The sequence below is a fragment of the Alteromonas sp. MTD1 genome (assembly GCF_042848195.1).
Classification (GTDB): Bacteria; Pseudomonadota; Gammaproteobacteria; order Enterobacterales; family Alteromonadaceae; genus Alteromonas.
This window is the reverse complement of the sequence record NZ_BTGG01000003.1, coordinates 267,182-284,506: the sequence shown is the minus strand read 5'-3', so window position 1 is coordinate 284,506 and position 17,325 is coordinate 267,182. Positions and strand designations below refer to the sequence as shown.

At 44.4% G+C, this 17,325-nt stretch carries 15 protein-coding genes; 1 reads left to right on the top strand and 14 read right to left on the bottom strand.

What is annotated here, in order from left to right; translation table 11 throughout:
* The first annotated feature begins 214 nt into the window (after positions 1 to 214).
* Positions 215 to 1,087 (top strand): aspartoacylase, encoded by an 873-nt coding sequence (locus ACGHAV_RS05695; RefSeq protein WP_390377607.1) that lies wholly within the window; start codon positions 215 to 217, stop codon positions 1,085 to 1,087.
* A gap of 90 nt (positions 1,088 to 1,177) precedes the next feature.
* Here the strand turns inward: ACGHAV_RS05695 and ACGHAV_RS05690 are convergent, their stop codons facing one another.
* The 14 genes from ACGHAV_RS05690 to ACGHAV_RS05625 all read right to left on the bottom strand — a co-directional run bounded on the left by ACGHAV_RS05690 (position 1,178) and on the right by ACGHAV_RS05625 (position 17,300).
* Entirely contained in the window at positions 1,178 to 2,470 is a 1,293-nt protein-coding gene (locus tag ACGHAV_RS05690) for a methyl-accepting chemotaxis protein (protein WP_390377604.1), read from the bottom strand.
* Positions 2,471 to 2,479: 9 nt separating this feature from the next.
* The gene (locus tag ACGHAV_RS05685; RefSeq protein WP_390377601.1) at positions 2,480 to 2,848 is read right to left on the bottom strand and encodes a response regulator; all 369 of its coding nucleotides are present in this window, start codon (positions 2,846 to 2,848) and stop codon (positions 2,480 to 2,482) included.
* Positions 2,845 to 3,600 carry a ParA family protein gene (locus ACGHAV_RS05680; RefSeq protein WP_390377598.1) on the bottom strand — a complete coding sequence of 252 codons (756 nt, stop codon included), beginning with the start codon at positions 3,598 to 3,600 and terminating at the stop codon, positions 2,845 to 2,847. The genes ACGHAV_RS05685 and ACGHAV_RS05680 overlap by 4 nt, the downstream gene beginning before the upstream one ends.
* On the bottom strand, positions 3,597 to 3,854 hold the full coding sequence (locus ACGHAV_RS05675; protein ID WP_390377596.1) for a hypothetical protein: 258 nt from the start codon (positions 3,852 to 3,854) through the stop codon (positions 3,597 to 3,599). Before ACGHAV_RS05675 ends, ACGHAV_RS05680 begins: the two co-directional genes overlap by 4 nt.
* Positions 3,845 to 6,388 carry a chemotaxis protein CheW gene (locus tag ACGHAV_RS05670; RefSeq protein WP_390377593.1) on the bottom strand — a complete coding sequence of 848 codons (2,544 nt, stop codon included), beginning with the start codon at positions 6,386 to 6,388 and terminating at the stop codon, positions 3,845 to 3,847. The genes ACGHAV_RS05675 and ACGHAV_RS05670 overlap by 10 nt, the downstream gene beginning before the upstream one ends.
* A complete protein-coding gene (locus ACGHAV_RS05665) occupies positions 6,385 to 6,756 on the bottom strand; it encodes a response regulator (RefSeq protein ID WP_334013590.1) in 372 nt (123 codons plus the stop codon). The genes ACGHAV_RS05670 and ACGHAV_RS05665 overlap by 4 nt, the downstream gene beginning before the upstream one ends.
* A 1-nt stretch (position 6,757) precedes the next feature.
* Positions 6,758 to 7,612, bottom strand: coding sequence for a CheR family methyltransferase (locus ACGHAV_RS05660; RefSeq protein ID WP_390377589.1), 855 nt, complete (start codon positions 7,610 to 7,612; stop codon positions 6,758 to 6,760).
* Positions 7,612 to 8,247, bottom strand: a complete 636-nt coding sequence (locus ACGHAV_RS05655) for a HEAT repeat domain-containing protein (RefSeq protein ID WP_390377586.1) — start codon at positions 8,245 to 8,247, stop codon at positions 7,612 to 7,614. The genes ACGHAV_RS05660 and ACGHAV_RS05655 overlap by 1 nt, the downstream gene beginning before the upstream one ends.
* A 14-nt stretch (positions 8,248 to 8,261) precedes the next feature.
* Complete coding sequence (cheB, locus tag ACGHAV_RS05650) at positions 8,262 to 9,299, bottom strand: chemotaxis-specific protein-glutamate methyltransferase CheB (RefSeq protein ID WP_390377583.1); 1,038 nt, start codon at positions 9,297 to 9,299, stop codon at positions 8,262 to 8,264.
* Positions 9,300 to 9,339: 40 nt separating this feature from the next.
* A complete protein-coding gene (locus ACGHAV_RS05645) occupies positions 9,340 to 10,887 on the bottom strand; it encodes a chemotaxis protein CheW (RefSeq protein ID WP_390377580.1) in 1,548 nt (515 codons plus the stop codon).
* 29 nt (positions 10,888 to 10,916) lie between these two features.
* Entirely contained in the window at positions 10,917 to 12,824 is a 1,908-nt protein-coding gene (locus ACGHAV_RS05640; protein ID WP_390377577.1) for a methyl-accepting chemotaxis protein, read from the bottom strand.
* 333 nt (positions 12,825 to 13,157) lie between these two features.
* The gene (gene mutT / locus ACGHAV_RS05635) at positions 13,158 to 13,553 is read right to left on the bottom strand and encodes an 8-oxo-dGTP diphosphatase MutT (RefSeq protein ID WP_390377574.1); all 396 of its coding nucleotides are present in this window, start codon (positions 13,551 to 13,553) and stop codon (positions 13,158 to 13,160) included.
* Entirely contained in the window at positions 13,553 to 16,261 is a 2,709-nt protein-coding gene (gene secA / locus ACGHAV_RS05630) for a preprotein translocase subunit SecA (RefSeq protein ID WP_390377571.1), read from the bottom strand. Before secA ends, mutT begins: the two co-directional genes overlap by 1 nt.
* Positions 16,262 to 16,421: 160 nt before the next feature.
* On the bottom strand, positions 16,422 to 17,300 hold the full coding sequence (locus tag ACGHAV_RS05625; RefSeq protein ID WP_390377568.1) for a M23 family metallopeptidase: 879 nt from the start codon (positions 17,298 to 17,300) through the stop codon (positions 16,422 to 16,424).
* Between the last annotated feature and the right edge of the window lie 25 nt (positions 17,301 to 17,325).

Sequence of the window (17,325 nt, the reverse complement as noted above, 5' to 3'; positions counted from 1 at the left end):
AGGCTTTTTCGCGCTGAGGGCTCTTTTAAGCTGAGGGCTCCTGCCAATGCGTTTTTGTTTTCAATTATTCCATAAACGTATTCTGACGAATGTCGCTAATGTGTACTATCACAACAAACTGCAATACACTCAAAAGCTCGCTTTTAGCATGTAAAAGCATTTACAACGTAAGTACACAACTTACAGGTATTAACTACAAGGATTACATCGGTCTATGCTTAACTCTATTGCGCTGGTAGGCGGTACCCATGGCAACGAAACAAGCGGCATACAACTTGTTCGCAACTGGCGACAACACGGCTTACCCCAGCGATTTAGTGACCTGAATGTATCGCTTAACATAGCGAACAAAGAGGCATTGGCAGCAAATGTTCGGTTCTTGGAGCAGGATTTAAATAGACAGTTTACTTTTGACGCTTTAGCTGAGAACAATATTGCTAAAGAAGCGATGCTTGCAAAAACACTCAATGAGCAGTTTGGCCCGAAAGGAAATTCGAAAACCGATCTGGTTATTGATGTACACAATACCACTAGTGCTATGGGCGCTACCCTCATTATTCTAGAAACTGACGAGTTTCATATTCAGCTTGCACGCTATGTAAAACATCATATGCCAGAAGCCAACATTCTGCTTGAGGATGAGAAGCCCTACTTAGAGCACGGTTACCTGTGTACAACGGGTAAAAAAGGCGTAATGATTGAAGTAGGCGCTCAGCCTCAGGGGGTATTACGAGAAGATGTGTACTTGCTCACTCAAACGATGGCTGAAGTTATTCTAGATTTTTGTATGGCATATAACAAAGGCAATTTAGCAACTAGTGCTTTACCGCCATGTGAAGTTTTTCGATTAAGCGAAAACGTTTCGTTTCCGTTAGATGAAGAGGGTTATCGGACGGCGATGATCCACCACGCGCTTCAAGATGCCGACTTTAAACCTCTGCTACCTGGACAACCGGTATTTCGCACTTTCGATGGTAAAGACATTGTGTGGGAGCCCAGCACAGAAACCTACCCGCATTTTATTAACGAGGCCGCCTACTTCAAGCTGAACGTTGCTTTTGCGACAGCAGACAAAATATTATTGTAGTCTCTATACTCGTTCTAACACTTGTAGTAATAATATCCTGGTTCGACAAACTACCAAGTTGAAATGCAAATGGCCCTCATGGGCCATCTACTAAAAGAGCTCTATTTTAGGCTCGCGCGCCTCTTGAAACTCATTTTTCTCTTTATCAGGGCATGACTCATTAATGTCAAAGTGAATTTTACGTTGATCTTCCATGACGTATTTTTCAAACATTTCCTTCGTACTTAAATTGAACGATTCATCAAAGTGTTCGCGGTTATTGATGTATAAGGAAAATTGCCCGAACAAACTCACGATAGCATCTTGTTCTAACTTCACGTGCTCAGTGCGCTGACGAATAATATCTTGAAACTGAATTTTGGCTATCGCTCCGCTTACCTTCGTTGCAACTTCGGTTGCACTCTTTGAGAAGCAAGCCAACATTTTAGGGTTAAGTTCCTCTAATACGCGATAGTGGTTTGTAATATTTTCTAGCGAATCAGAGAAACCCGTTAAAAGTTCGCAAGTATCATTTGCCCGCGTTGAATTGAGCATCTTCTCGCCTTGACTATGCGCTGCGTCGAGCGCTGACTTAATACCTGATTCGATTTTTTCAGCCGCTTCTGAAGACTGGGAAGACAATATGCGCACCTGTTCTGCCACGACCGCAAAGCCCCTTCCATATTCTCCTGCTCTAGCAGCCTCGATAGCCGCATTTAGCGCTAGTAAGTTAGTCTGTGAAGCTATATTTTTAACCAGCTCGGTTAGCTCTCTTAGGTTTTCAACCTCACGCATAACACCTTGAATTGCTTCTGTGTCAGCTATTTGCTGCTCTCGCTGTGTAACAATCATCTCTTTGATACTCGCTAAGCGCTCAGCAGCCATATCAAACTCATCAGCGCTCTTTTCTTTGCAACTAAGTGCATTTTTCTGGCCTAGCTCAACGTTATCCATACTGTCTTGAATACTGCTTTCAATTTCGTATAACGCTTTCATCAGCTCCATCGAAGCATCTTCAGTAATAGCACTGATACCGTCCATTTGGCCCTTGAGGATTGCCACATATTCACTGACTTGAGAATGTGTTTCGTTGAGTTGCTCAGATGTCTCTCGTAAATAGTCTTCTTGCTTGTTGAAGCTTGTCTTGAATGTATTCGTTTGCCTAAACGAATACCATGAAATAAAGCTTAAAAAGCCCAAAATTGTAACTAGGGTACCTGCTTGCCCTCCTAAAAACTCTGGTGGCACGTTTAGTGATATTGCCATACCCAGAGCAGACACTCCTACCAAACCGCTCCAAAGCAAAAGTGAGTCCGTAACGTTATTAAACTTATCCGTAAGCACTTTAAACTTTTCAGCGAGTACCACTTCATAATACTGCTTTGCTTTTTCAAGTACTTTCATAATTTAACCTTATGCAGTTGGCACCAACTGCTTTACCACACCTAATAATTGTTCTGGCTCAACAGGCTTTACTAACCATCCTGTTGCGCCTGCAGATTTGGCTTCTTCACGTCTGCTTTGCTGAGATTCCGTCGTCAACATCAACATCGGTGTAAACCTGAATTTAGACTGCTTTTTCAACGTTTGTATAAGCTCTATGCCGTTCATACCGGGCATGTTCAAATCTGTAATAATCAACTTAGGGCTAATGGACTCAAGGGCCGCCATGGCTGCCTCAGCACTCTCCGATTTGGTTACTGTGTAACCCGCCCGTTTTAACAACATCTCCATACTCATCAGCATTGTGGCTGAGTCGTCGACTAAGTGTATTGCGCTCATTGCATTACCTCTTCATTAATTCCGATTAGCTGTTTACACAGTTCAGTATAGTCATGCGCACCACGACTATTCGGCGCGTACGCCAATATCGGTTTGTTTTCTGCAAATGCCTCGGCTAGTTTTATGTTTTTGTGTATTGGTCTTAGCACTTTGTTACGTCCATAGCGACCAAACCAATTACTCATCTCTTGTCGGTGTAATTTCAAGCTTTGCTCTACCATTACAGGCAGTATTGTTAAGCTTGTCGCTCTGAACTTGCGCTCTACCATTGCATTACGGCAGGCATTGAGTAACTTCTGCACGCCATCGCTCGCTAGTGGCATAGGTGTAGCTGGAATAATGATGTCTGTGGCGGCAGACAAGGCTGCCATAAGTTGCGGACTTAACGTGGGTGGCGTGTCAATAATCACCATATCAAACTGCTGTGACACTTCATCACCATCACACCAACGACGAATAGCGTCTAACGCAATATCCTCATTAGTATTAGCACGCGTGGTGTCCACTTTAGTCGCGTATATTTTGTCGCAACACTTAACTATTGAGGTAAAAAAACCTTTCAGCGGCATAGATGTAATACGCGTTTGCGACTCGTTACCAAGCGCGCTTAATCCTTGCAATACATGACCTTGATTGTCTAGGTCGAGTACTAAAACACGGTTGCCATGCTGCGCTAAACCAAAAGCCAGATTCACCACCGTTGTGGTTTTTGCTGTTCCGCCTTTGCGATTTGCAACCGTTATCACTCTCATTCACACCACACTTTGTTATTGTTGGTTTTGAGCATCTCTACTAACCAATATAGTTCTGATGATTCAGGCTGTACACTAACCTTTGGTCTTAAACACAGCAGCACTTGGAAAACAGCGGTGTGAGCTGTCGCTAATGCCTTTAAATTCAGCTGCCTGGAAGCATCTTCAGTGAGCCAGGAAAATAAGGTTTCCGCTTCTTCAATTTCACAATGTCCGGTGAGCACAGCCACCTTCTTCTTATACGTTACAGGCATGTAGATAATACCTCCTGTACATTGATAATAAGTAGTACTCGACCATCACCTAGTAAAGCGGTACCAGAGAAGTGTGAGTACCCCGCAAGCACCCCTTCAAGAGGTTTTTGAATGACGTCGATACCTTCATGAAACTTATCTATGATAAGCCCAAACTCACCCTGTGGCGTCGACACAACCAATATCGAGTGTTCATCTTTTTCATCGTTTTGTTCAAACCCTAGTGCATCTCGTAAACTGCAAAGCGGCACCAATTTATTGCGTATCACAAGTACACTTTCATTACGTATGCGCTGGATATCTTGTGTGGGTACTTTTACAGTTTCTACCACTGTATCCATGCTTACGCCAAACATTTGGTCATTGACTTCGAACATCATAACGCGATTTACAGACATGGTTTGAGGTAACAACAGCTTGAAAGTAGAGCCTACTCCCACTTCACTCTGCATTTCGATAGTACCACCCGCTTGACTTACCATCGTCCTGACCGCATCCATACCTACGCCACGACCCGATAAATCTGAGACTTGTTCACTAGTAGAAAAGCCGGCGGCAAAAATTAACTGGAGTGCTTCATTGTCGTCGATACTCTCGAGCTGAGCTTCTGTAATAATTCCTTTCTGAAAAGCCAGTAGCTTAATTTTATTGGGATCGATACCTTTACCGTCATCACGAATTTCAATAATGACACTGTCATCCAGAGGAGTAGCAATGAGATCTATTCGCCCAGTCTCAGACTTACCGGCTTCTATTCTGTCTTCGGGTGATTCAATACCGTGGTCAATACTATTTCGCAGCAAATGAATAAGTGGTTCCGAGAGAGATTCAATGAGATTTTTATCGAACTCAGTGTCTTCACCTTGCATATACAATTCGATCTTTTTATCGAGCTTTCTTGATAAATCTCTTACTAATCTTGGATAGCGCTGAAAAACATGAGAAACCGGCACCATACGTATTTGCAATACTGCACTTTGCAATGACTCGGTCAATCTATTAACGATTGAAAAATGCGCTTTTATCTGTTTGCTTAGCTTCTTACTTCCTCCCTCTTCTTCGGCCTGTTTTGCCAAATAAGGGAGTGAGTTCTTAGCGACGGTTAGTTCACCCACAATGTCCATCAAGTAATCAATTTTACTTTGGTCGACCTTAAGCATTTTCACTGCCTGGCGCTCGGCTTTTGCCGGTTGAGTAGGCTCTTCTTCCGCTGCTGGTACTTCAGCCTTGCTGTCCTCTGAAGCAATGTTGTCCGCTTCAGGTTCATCATCTTGTTTTTCCCCAAGTGCGGTATTAATAGCACTAACTAACGCTGCATCATTGCTAAAAGTTTGTTTAAGTACATTACCCACAACCATAGAGATTGAAGGAAACATAAACTCGGCGTTATAGTTTTCAGAATTAAGCAGTGCAAGCTGTTGCTCTAAAAGCTCTCTCTCATGAGGCAGAAGCCCTTGCTTACCAGACACTGACGCATTTGAACTCGCCTCGCATGCTTCGTCTTCTTCAGTGACATCGACATCGGCATCGGCATCATTCAAGAAGCTCATATCGTCATGGGATGATAAAAACGATAACACCGCTTTCAATGGCATTTCATGTGTTTGGGATGTGAGCAATAAACCCGCCGTCGATTGCAGCATTTGGCAATTTCCTGACTCACGAGCTTCGTTCAGAGCATCGTTCAATGCCTCGTCATCGAACTGCGCGACACAATCGAAGATTTTTTCTTTACAACGGTGTTTAAGCGCTTTCTGCGTCAGCGTATGTAATGTGTATTGCCCTTCGTAATAGGCCATATGAGTCACAATTGCATCTGCGCTAGCCTCGCCCATTGCAGTGATTTTTAATAAACATTGATAAACGTCTGCGTCGTCCGCCATCTTGGGCGCATTAATTTCAAGTGCGTGTAACCCAGGTAGCGCTAAAGTCACATTAACCGGGTCTTCACCGCGGAAAAAACAGCCTTCATCTGGACTGTATTCGATAACATACAAGTCTTGTGAGCCACTCTTCGCCAACAGAGCTATGTCGGCATCATCGTCAAATGCGTCAAGAACATTAGATACCGCACTTCCTATTGATGTTGAGTCGCTTGACTCTACGCTTTCATTTGATGGCTTGTCATCGCCCTGCGCTACCGCTTGAGACGGGTCAATAAAAGCTCGTAGCTGGGCACCTAGGTCGGCTGATATTGGCTGCCACTCTCCAAGATTCTGCGTTCCGCTTTCAAGCTCATCAAACCACATTGATATCTGGTCAAGCGCTTCAAGAAGTAGGTCGCCAATGTCGTCACTGTACTCGACATCTTGTGCCCGCACGCTGTCTAGCAAGTCTTCAGCGGCGTGTGCCAAACGTGTAAGCGGCTTTATGTCGAATAAGTCTGATGACCCCTTGATAGTGTGCAAATCTCTAAAGATTTTATCTACTTTGTCTGATGATGGGCCTGAGGCTTGAATTTCAATAAGCTCTTGGCTTGCTGACTCAAGGTTCTCTCGAGATTCGCCAATAAAGACGTCAAGTAATTCACTCATTGATTCCCCCCCAAAACAGCGCTCACAATTGACTTTAATGCGTCTGCATTTACGGGCTTAGTCATGTAAAAGTTGGCGCCACATTGATAGGCTCGCTGCGCGTCTTGGCTCGCAGACTCAGTGCTAATCATGATGATCGGTACTGCACGCAGTAATTCGTTTTGTCGTATCTCTTTACAAAGCCGGTAACCATCCATTTTTGGCATATTTACATCTACCAAAAATAAATCAACGGGGGTACCGATTGCCTTTTCTAATGCTTCAACACCGTTTTCAGCTTCTTCTACAACGCGGTCATCAGAAGATACCAACATTTTATGAAACATTCTGATCGTGGACGCATCGTCAACTATCATTACTGTCTTCATGTTACGCCCCTCCTGCAAGTGGCTTTTGGTAGGCAATAACATCACCGAATTTACGCACCTTGAACATAGACGATATACGGCTCATTGACTCACTGTGTCCTAAAAAGATGTATCCACCTGGTTTCATTGCGTCAAACAATACATGTGCAGCTTTTTTGCGCGACTCATCGTCAAAATAAATAAGCAGGTTTCGGCAAAAGACTAAGTCAAAATTTCGAAATTGCTTCATATTCGTTCCTGATAAAAGATTCGCTAACGAGAACGAAACAGACTCTCTTATGTCCTCACAAAGCTGAAACTGCCCATTAGTTTCAATGAAATATTTCTTTATCATTGCTGTGGGAATATTTTGAACCGAACGCTTCGAATAGAGCCCTTTTTTGGCTGATGCTAATACGTTACTGTCAATATCCGAGGAAGCAATTTCAACATCCCGATGTTCCAACCCTTTCCAATTCTCGATAAGGTGAATCGCTATAGAGTAAGGCTCTTCACCTGTGCTTGAAGGCACAGACCATATACGTAAATCCTCGCCCGGCGAGCGATAGCTATCTAGCTCGTCCATGATGTAGCGAGTCATCGCCTCAAATTGGTATTCCTCGCGGAAAAAGTATGTTTCGTTTACCGTCATAGCATTGACAAGATTTTGAAACTCCTCGCCTGATGCTTGAAAGCGCATAAACGTGAAATAACCTTTAAAGCTAGAGTGCCCCGTCGCTTTCATCCGCTCATGTAAACGCTTGTCTACAAAATATCGCTTCGAATCTTCAAAGTGGATCCCGGTTTTTCTATAAAACATAGACCGAAATCGCTCAAAGTCAGCCACTGTAATATTTTCTAACGTAGCTGTACTCATTACGCACTCCCTAACTGATTTCGTATTAGGCTAATAACAAAGGTAATGTAAGCGTGGTTTGGAAAACGGCCTTCTACTGTTTGAAGAATGTCGTAAGTGGAAGTGTTGGAGACTTCGGCAAGCTTATCTAACGCTGTTCCAACAACGTTTTCATTATCATCATTTAGTGCAATATGATGGAGCCAACTTAATGCTTCGGGGTGGGCAACTGCACCGATGATATCAACACAGAAAATTCGTACATCAGGGTCCTCGTCTTGCATAAGCTTATGTACATTTTGAGCAAACAAATCCGGGTTTTGCTGCATAAGCTCAATAGCACCGTTGCGCAGTTGTACTTGTTCGCTTTTTAGCATCACCACAACTTGAGAAGCGTCTGCGTACGTCATATTGTGCTCAAGCGCACTAAACAATGCTTCGATAACAGTTGGATCATTTTCCGTAGGGAGTCGCTCCAAAAACACTTTGTGCGCATTTTCGGTGTTAGCTAAGTCTCTTATTGCCCATCGCCTTGTGCTGCTGTCTGCTGACGCCAAATCAGCTATCAGCTGTTCCTGCGTCCGCTCTGCACTTCGTTTTTCATCGCTTTGCGCTTGAGTGTCGACACTGGTATCTGTTTTCTTTTTTAAACCCATAACGCTAGCTCCTGTTATCGACAAAGTGCATTTAACTTTGACACTATTTTCGGACTATCTAAAACGTGACTTGCACAACCTGCTTCAATCAATTCCTTTGGCATGCCAAATACCACTGATGTCGCTTCGCTTTCAGCGATAGTAGTTGCCCCTCCTTTAAAGGCTTTACTCATCGCGGCTACACCATCGCATCCCATGCCTGTAAGCTGAATGCACAACATAGAAACGGGCTGATAACAACTAAGGGCACTATCGACCATACGATCTACACTTGGATGCCACAAGAAACTGGGACTCGCTGGTACAGGCCGCACATGAATATCAGAGCCGGCTTTAGAAAAAGCTAAGTCTGCATCCCCCTTCGCTAAGTAAATTTTTCCTGCTTCAAGTTTCATTCTTGAGTCAACTTCAACAACGTTCAGCGGGCTAAGCCCGTCTAACCGTTTTGCCAACGCTTGCGTAAATGACGCAGGCATGTGCTGAGAGATCACTATGGGCGCCGGAAACGACGGTGAAATATTAGTCACTAAGTGTTCAAGCTTTCTCGGACCGCCTGTAGACACGCCTATTAAAACAACTTCAAAAGGTGCAGTTTTACTGTTTCGAACCACCTTTTGCTTTACTACAGGGGGCTCTTTTATAATTGGGCGCTGCGCCCTTCCCGTCTTCGCTAACGCGTTTATCTTATTAATTAACGGCGTTTCAATATCTGAGATATCTCTTGTAACAGTGCCCCCTGTTTTTAGAACAAAGTCACTAGCTCCGAGTGCAAGTGCTTCTAAGGTAATCGCAGCACCTTTCTGTGTGAGTGATGACACCATTATGGTGGGGCATGGATATAACTTTCTTAGTAAAGCTAAGCACGTCATACCGTCCATCACTGGCATATTGATATCGAGTGTTATACAGTCAGGTTTAAAATCAACGGCTTTAGATAATGCTTCTTCACCGTTGCGGGCGACCTGAACAGTGAACCCCTCTTTTTCAAATAATTGAGTAAAGAGTTTGCGCATCAGCGCTGAATCATCCACTGCTAGTACCTTTACCGACATAGCATCTCCCATCAAATAAATTAGTGTATTACCTATTCAATTAGCATTGTTCTTGCGCTTGAGCCACGGCGTTGTCATTTAACAAAACAGTGGGTTCAATAATTTGAATTATGCGTTTTTCATCGTTCAATTTAATTAATCGACTTAAAAATTCAGACTGCATTTCTGACAATGAGGGCGCTGTTTCGATAGTCTGTTTCACCACGGTTTTCACCTCTGCAACACCATCAACAATAAATCCTGTACGCTGCTTGTCTTTAGTTAACACAACAATACGTTGACGCTCTGACGTCTCACTGCTTGGAATACCAAGACGGCTTCTCAAATCGATTACAGGCAATACAGTTCCTCGTAAATTGACGATCCCTTTTAAATAATCCGGCGTGCTTGGAATGCTCTCTAGTTTTTCAGGCACACGGGTTATTTCTTGCGTGTCATCTATACTCACGCCGTACTCCTGACCATTAATCCAGAAGATGACGTATTGTTCACAATCATCTTCGTTGATTGCGACATCATTGTTCTCGCTCATCTGCGACTCCTGCTTTATGTCTTCATCCAGAGAGCTCAATGCAGTCTTAAGCGCTCGGCTATAAACATTGTTAAGGTTAATAATCGAGACAAGGCGCTTACCGCCGTCGCTTCTATATACCGCTTCTAGCAACCCGGTTTCCGCACCGTCGTTACAAACCGATGGCACTGCTTCCAGTTCACTTTCAGAGATTGAAACAACGTTACTTACTTTAGCGACCACAAACCCTACGCTGCCGAATTCGCTGTTTTGTGCAATGACGATACGAGAGGCTTCGTTAATATCGGTGTGCATCATGCCTATGCAGTTTGCCAAGTCTACGATAGGAATAATGCGGCCTCGCAAATTCACTAGTCCTAATACAGATGGCGCACTTTCTGGAAGCTGAGATATTTCAGAAGGCACACGGACGATTTCTTCAACGTCCTGCAGATGAAATGCGAACTCTTGATCTTCAAGCGAGAAGCAAACCAGTTGCTGCAGGCTAAGGTCATCTGATTCAATAGGCTCTTCGTCACTGTCAATATGACGCATACCCGACAGCTGCATGGTATTACCGTCTTGTTTGGTTACCGCTTGAGCCCTTGCAAGCGAAGAAACGTCGAGGATCTGCTCAACAGGCTGGTCATCCTGTTTGATGATACCTTGCATGTATTCGTAGGCTATCGACTCTGTCATCGACTTTTTATCGATAACTGTATCGTTAGGAACGCCAAATACCTTCAGAACTCTATCTACCATAAAACCAACGCTACCTAGCTCCGATTCCACCACTACAACACGGGTCACATCGGTAATTTGTGCGCTTACACCCAGCAGAATCATGCTTAAATCATATACAGGTAAAACATTGCCTCTTAGGTTGGCTAAGCCAATCATTTGAGCGGGTCCGAGTGGTACCGACACCACGGTAGGAACACGTATTATTTCGCCTACAGAGTGCATCGGAAAGGTAAAACGCTCTTCATTAACAAGAAATGAAACGAATTGCTGTTCACCGTCGCTTGTGTCGTCCTGAAGGTTTTCAGTACTTTCTACATTTGAAACATCGGTCATAAGAAAGACTCCTTTGACAAGGTGAACCGTTAGCCGTTTTGCATCTCATCTGCTACTGAGGCAATTTCTTCGATAGATTTTGCAAGGATCTCCATACCTTTACTCTGCTGCTCAGCTGCATTAAGTGCTTGCTGACAGTTACTGCTTGCCTGTTCATTAGCAGCGGCTATCTGTTCAAGCCCTTTCTGCGCTTGCGTTACACCGGCAGCAATTTCCTCACCACGGTCTTTCATGGCTTGGTTGTAATCCACTACTTCAGAGATATCTCTTGCTATCTTCGCGACGTCTTTAGTTGTTTGCTCTGCCTTCATAACTTCGCGCGATGCGCTTTCAGCCACATTGGTAAGGTCGGTTTTTACGCTAACTGTTTGGTCCTGAATTGCCTTTATGAGGTCTTTTATTTGTTCAACATTTTCAGCGGCTTCGTCGGCTAAGCTTTGAATATCAGCTGAGACAACCGCAAAGCCTTTACCATACTCACCTGCTCTGGCAGCCTCGACCGCGCCATTTACTGCCAGCATACTGGTTTTAACTGAAACGGTTGTGATGGTGTCTATGACCTTGTCTATTTGACGTGTCATAGCCTCCATCTCATTGATTGCACTCACATTCTCTTTACTTGTTTCAAGTGCTAAATTGATACCACTTACCATTCCTTCAATAAGTGCACGGTTTTCTGTCAAAAGTTCTGTTATTGCACTGCCTTTCTCTAGGGCTAAATCACACTGAGATGACGCCCTATCAACCCCCTCTCGCAATAAGTCTATATTACCGACGGCTTGGTCTACTGAACTCGCCGCTTGTTGTGAACCATTGGTAACCTGGTTAAGAGCAGTCATAATTTCGGCAGATGAGCGATTAATTTCTTCTAGTGCCGCTGATAATTCCTCTGCAGAGGACGCGACTTCTTCTGCACTTTTGTTTATATCAGTACTATTTTTCAACTCTTCGGTTATTAGTTCTAAAGACTGCGCTGCTTGTTCAGCTTGCGACAACGCAACACTTTGCTCAGACACGTTTGACGACACTTCTTGAGCGGCAGTAGATTGCTCGTCTGCTGCGCAAGAAATTGCTTCTGAACCTTGCTGAATTTCTTTTGCAGCAACATCCATCGATTTAACTTGTGCTTGTAATTCTTCTGCACCGTCTGCTATCGACTTCATATCATCTTTAATAGTGACAAGCTGTTCGGTTACTGCTTCGCCTTTCGTTACTTCTTCAAGCGCTGCTTCTGATGAGGATTTAACTGCATCGGATACGCGATTGGATTGTTCCTGAATTTTTTCAATTTGTTTGGCAATATCTGTAGCGCTCTTATCTGATACTTCAGCGAGTGCTCGCACAGTATCGGCCACTACGGCGAACCCCTTACCGTGTTTACCTGCACGGCCAGCTTCAATAGCAGCATTTAAGGCAAGGAGGTTTGTTTGGTCGGCGATGCGCGTTACTTGTTTAACGGCTTCTCCAATGTTGGACGCTTGTTGCTCTAATTCACTCATCATCACTACCGAGCGTGACTGGTGTTCTGAGGCAGTTTTAACGCTGGTCATCATGGTGCCTAGGTCTCCGACCACGCGTTCAAGATAGGTTTGAAGCTCGTTGGTTTTATCCATGGTGGCGCCAGCAAGCTCAAGCTGTGCGGCAAGACCGCCAGATATTTGAGTGACCGCAGCCAAACTCTCTTGACTGGCGCTACTTGACTCTTCTGCACCCGCCGCAATTTCACTTACTGCTGTGGATAGTTGGTCTGTCGCGCTCGACGCTTGGTTTACTCCACTTACAAGCTCGGTTGTAGCTGACGCTACACGCTCAGCTGCTTGTTGCTGTCTTGCTAGCGTCCGAGCTTTTCGGCGCTGCTCTTCAGCTTCTTTTCTCATTTTCGCATCCACGTGAACTGTGGGTGCTGCGACTGGGTCCGATGTTTTTTTGAGCGCCATGGCGTTTCCTCGTTGTACGAATAGTGGTCACCTAATCACTATCGTCAACAAATGGCATTGGTTACGTATTAATCCAAATACCATAGTATAGAGACCTATACTATAGATTAAAAATTATGGTTTCTTACATGCCATGTCACTAATGTCGTAACTGGCACACTTTTAATTTTGAGTATTGAATATTAAAAGAATTTTATACGATGGGGAGAGAAAGCAGAGTTTATCTGGAAGTCAAAGGCTAAAGGTCTAACGTAAATATTCATGGCACAACTTTTTCCGACAACGAATTTACGACACCGTTTAAAGTTAGACCAAAGTAGTAATGTTTGCAACCTAAGTGCTGAGTAATTTTTGTACAGAGCAAATAATATCAGCGTTTGCTGAGGGAAAGTCTGCACTTTTTAGTTGAGAGGCAGCAAGCCACTTGCTTTGTTGTCCTTCTTTACCGAAAGGCTCCCCAACGAAGTCATTGACAATATGAACATCTAGCTTCACCAGTTTATCACCATAGTCATGTGAGATAACGATAAGCGGCGTAGTGTGTCTCACATCAATGCCGACTTCTTCGGCTAGTTCGCGTTTTAGCGCGTCTTGGACTGTTTCACCCTGCTCAACCTTACCGCCGGGGAACTCCCATTTTCCGCCTTGATGGACATCGTCGGGACGTAGCGTAATGAAAATGTCGTTGCCACGGGCGATAACGCCCACGGCAACATGTACTACTTTCATTATTTCAACTTACCGTGGCACTGCTTGTACTTCTTACCTGAACCACAAGGACATGGGTCGTTACGACCTACTTTGGCGCCTTCACGAACTTGAGTACGCACTTTGTCGCTCGCTTGTTCTGGCGTTGCCGACGCTTCGTCATGTTCAAAGTTCTTAGGCACATCGTCTGCTTGACGACGTTGCTCTTCTACCTTTTGAACGTCTTCTTCTGCCTGTACTTTCACGCGGGCTAAAATAGTAATAACTTCAACCTTAAGCGCTTCAAGCATTTGTGAGAATAAAGCAAAAGACTCACGCTTATATTCTTGTTTAGGGTTCTTCTGTGCATAACCACGAAGGTGAATACCTTGACGAAGATGATCCATCGCCGCCAAATGCTCTTTCCAGTGGCTGTCTAGGTTTTGAAGCATAACGGCTTTTTCAAACTGACGTAGAACTTGTGCACCTACTACATCTTCTTTCGCTTTATAGGCTTTAACTACTTCATCAAGAATACGTTCACGAAGTTTCTCTTCGTAAAGCTTATCGTCGTTTTCTAGCCATATTTGCAGTGGCAAATCTGCTGCGAAGTCTGCTTTCAAGCGCTCTTCAAGGCCCTTAACATCCCACATTTCTTCTAGCGACTGTGGTGGGATATATTCGTCAACCACACCGCTAATAACGTCTTCACGAATAGCTGCAATAGTTTCGCTAATATCGCCTTCATCAAGAAGCTCGTTACGCTGCTCGTAAATAACCTTACGCTGATCGTTTGCTACGTCATCATACTCAAGTAACTGCTTACGAACATCGAAGTTACGGCCTTCAACTTTACGCTGAGCGTTTTCGATAGCACGTGTTACCCATGGATGCTCGATGGCTTCGCCACGCTCCATGCCTAAACGCTTCATCATGTTGCCCATTTTTTCAGAAGCAAAAATGCGCATCAGTGCATCGTCTAGAGATAGATAGAAACGGCTTGAACCTGGGTCACCCTGACGACCAGAACGACCACGCAGCTGATTATCAATACGGCGTGATTCATGACGCTCTGTACCGATAATATGCAGACCACCAGACGCAAGTACGGCATCGTGGCTTTCTTTCCACGCCGCTTTTACTTTTTCAATTTGCGCTTCAGTAGGGGTTTCAATTTTTTCTAGTTCTGCTTGCCAGTTGCCACCTAACACGATGTCGGTACCACGACCTGCCATGTTAGTCGCAATGGTAACTGCACCAGGCTTACCTGCCTGTGCCACGATGTCTGCTTCCTGTTCGTGGAACTTGGCGTTAAGTACCTTATGTGCAATTTTCTCTTTCTTAAGAATACGAGAGATAAGCTCTGAGTTTTCAATCGACACAGTACCTACAAGTGTAGGCTGACCGCGTTTTACACAATCTTTAATATCTTCGACAATAGCTTCATATTTCTCTTCTGCCGTTAGGTAAATAAGGTCGGCATGATCTTTACGCTGCATAGGACGGTTAGTTGGAATAACCACCGTTTCTAAGCCGTAAATATGATTAAATTCGAAGGCTTCAGTATCAGCAGTACCCGTCATACCTGCAAGCTTGTTGTACAAGCGGAAGTAGTTCTGGAACGTAATCGAAGCAAGAGTTTGGTTTTCGTTTTGAATACGAACGCCTTCCTTCGCCTCAACCGCTTGGTGTAAGCCTTCAGACCAACGACGACCTTCCATCGTACGGCCCGTATGCTCGTCAACAATAACAATCTGGTCGTCTTTAACGATGTAATCAACGTCTTTTGCAAATAACTTGTGAGCACGCAGCGCTGCATTGATGTGGTGAAGCAATGAAATATTGCCTGCAGCAAATAGAGACTCGCCTTCAGGCAGCATGCCTTCTTGCTGAAGAATTTCTTCAACGTGAATTTGACCGCGTTCGGTTAAGTGAATTTGCTTTGCTTTAAGGTCGATAGTGTAGTCGCCGTCGCCTTCTTGGCCTTCTTCATCCTCTTTTTCTTGCTGAACAAGCTTAGGAATAATGGTGTTAATGCGGCGATAAAGCTCTGAGCTATCTTCGGCTTGACCTGAGATAATTAGTGGGGTACGCGCTTCATCGATAAGAATTGAATCAACTTCATCCACTACAGCATAGTTTAATGGGCGCTGTACACGGTCTTGCGGGCTAAACGCCATGTTGTCGCGAAGGTAGTCGAAACCAAACTCGTTGTTAGTACCGTAGGTTACATCTGCTTGATAAGCATCACGCTTTTGCTCAGGTGACATTCCTGGAACGTTACAGCCAACGCGCATGCCCAAGAAAGTAAATAACTGGTTACTCCACTCGGCATCACGACGGGCAAGATAATCGTTCACGGTAACTACGTGTACACCTTTTCCTGATAGCGCATTAAGGTAAGTGGGTAGCGTTGCAGTAAGGGTTTTACCCTCACCTGTACGCATCTCTGAAATTTTGCCTTCATGCAGTACCTGACCGCCCAGCATTTGCACATCAAAGTGGCGCATGCCATAAACACGCTTACTCGCTTCACGCACAGTAGCAAACGCTTCGTTCAGAATGTCGTCTAGGGTTTCCCCCTTTTCGATACGCGCTTTAAATTCGTCAGTTTTCGCTTTAAGCGCCTCATCAGAAAGCTTTTCATACTCTGCTTCCAGTGCATTGATGGCATCAACGTTCTTGCGTAATTTTTTTAATAGTCGGTCGTTCCTACTACCGAATACTTTTCGAAGGATGCTTGAAAACATTAGCTTTTATATTCCACTACTTGTCGAGACGCCGCACACGGTGCACAGCTAATTAAACCAATAAAGCACAACATTATACCTGCTGTACTTTGCGATATTTTTACATTGTTGTTGATGCGCAGTAGCCCATAGACCACATACTTACCTGGCTGCTACCGATTTACTTTTTGTAAACGTACGGTAGAGGATCGACTTGTCTTCCGTTTCTTATTACTTCGTAGTGGACATGGACGCCGGTTGAACGCCCAGTGTTGCCCATTTTAGCGATTGGTTGGCCTTTGGTGACCACATCGCCTATTGATACGGTAAGGCCATCATTATGCCCGTAGCGGGTAATAAACCCGTCACCGTGATCAATTTCTACTAGCTGCCCATAGCCATAACGATCGCCCGCCCAGGTAACTATCCCTGCTGCGGTAGCTACAACGTTATCGCCCTCTTTACCTGCAAAGTCCAACCCTTTGTGCATTGTGGGTTTTCCGGTAAATGGATCAGCACGCATACCATAATAAGAAGACAACCACCCCGACTCAATCGGACGACCAGATAATTGGCTCTGTTCGTGGATATGGTGACCCCGCACCAAACTTTCAAGCATAGATAGCTGCTGAGATTTTAAATCTAGCGATTGCTCAAGCTTGCCTATTTCATTAAGGATGGGGTCGTCTTGGAGGTTATCCGGTATCGATACCGGTACGAAAGCGTCCAGGTCAGCCGCTGACATACCTAATTCTGTTGCTATTTGCTTTCCTTTTTCATCTAACAACGACGCTTGAGCAGATAGCTCAGCAACGTGAGAAAGCAATGCTTGAAGTTTTATTGTGGTTTGTTGTTTTAGCGCTTCAACGTCTTTTTGCGTTTCGTTGACTTCAGTTTGCGCTAAACGAACGCGAGCGACATTTTCAGATACAGACTCTGTAGAACGGCTCGACACTAGCATGAAAATAGATGAAAGCACTGTCGCGCTCACAAGCGTACGGACACTGATACTGTGCCTGTAACGTCTATTTTTTCCAGCGAGTGTTATAGTTAGTTTCATACCACGAAGAAGTTTTGCTGTTTCA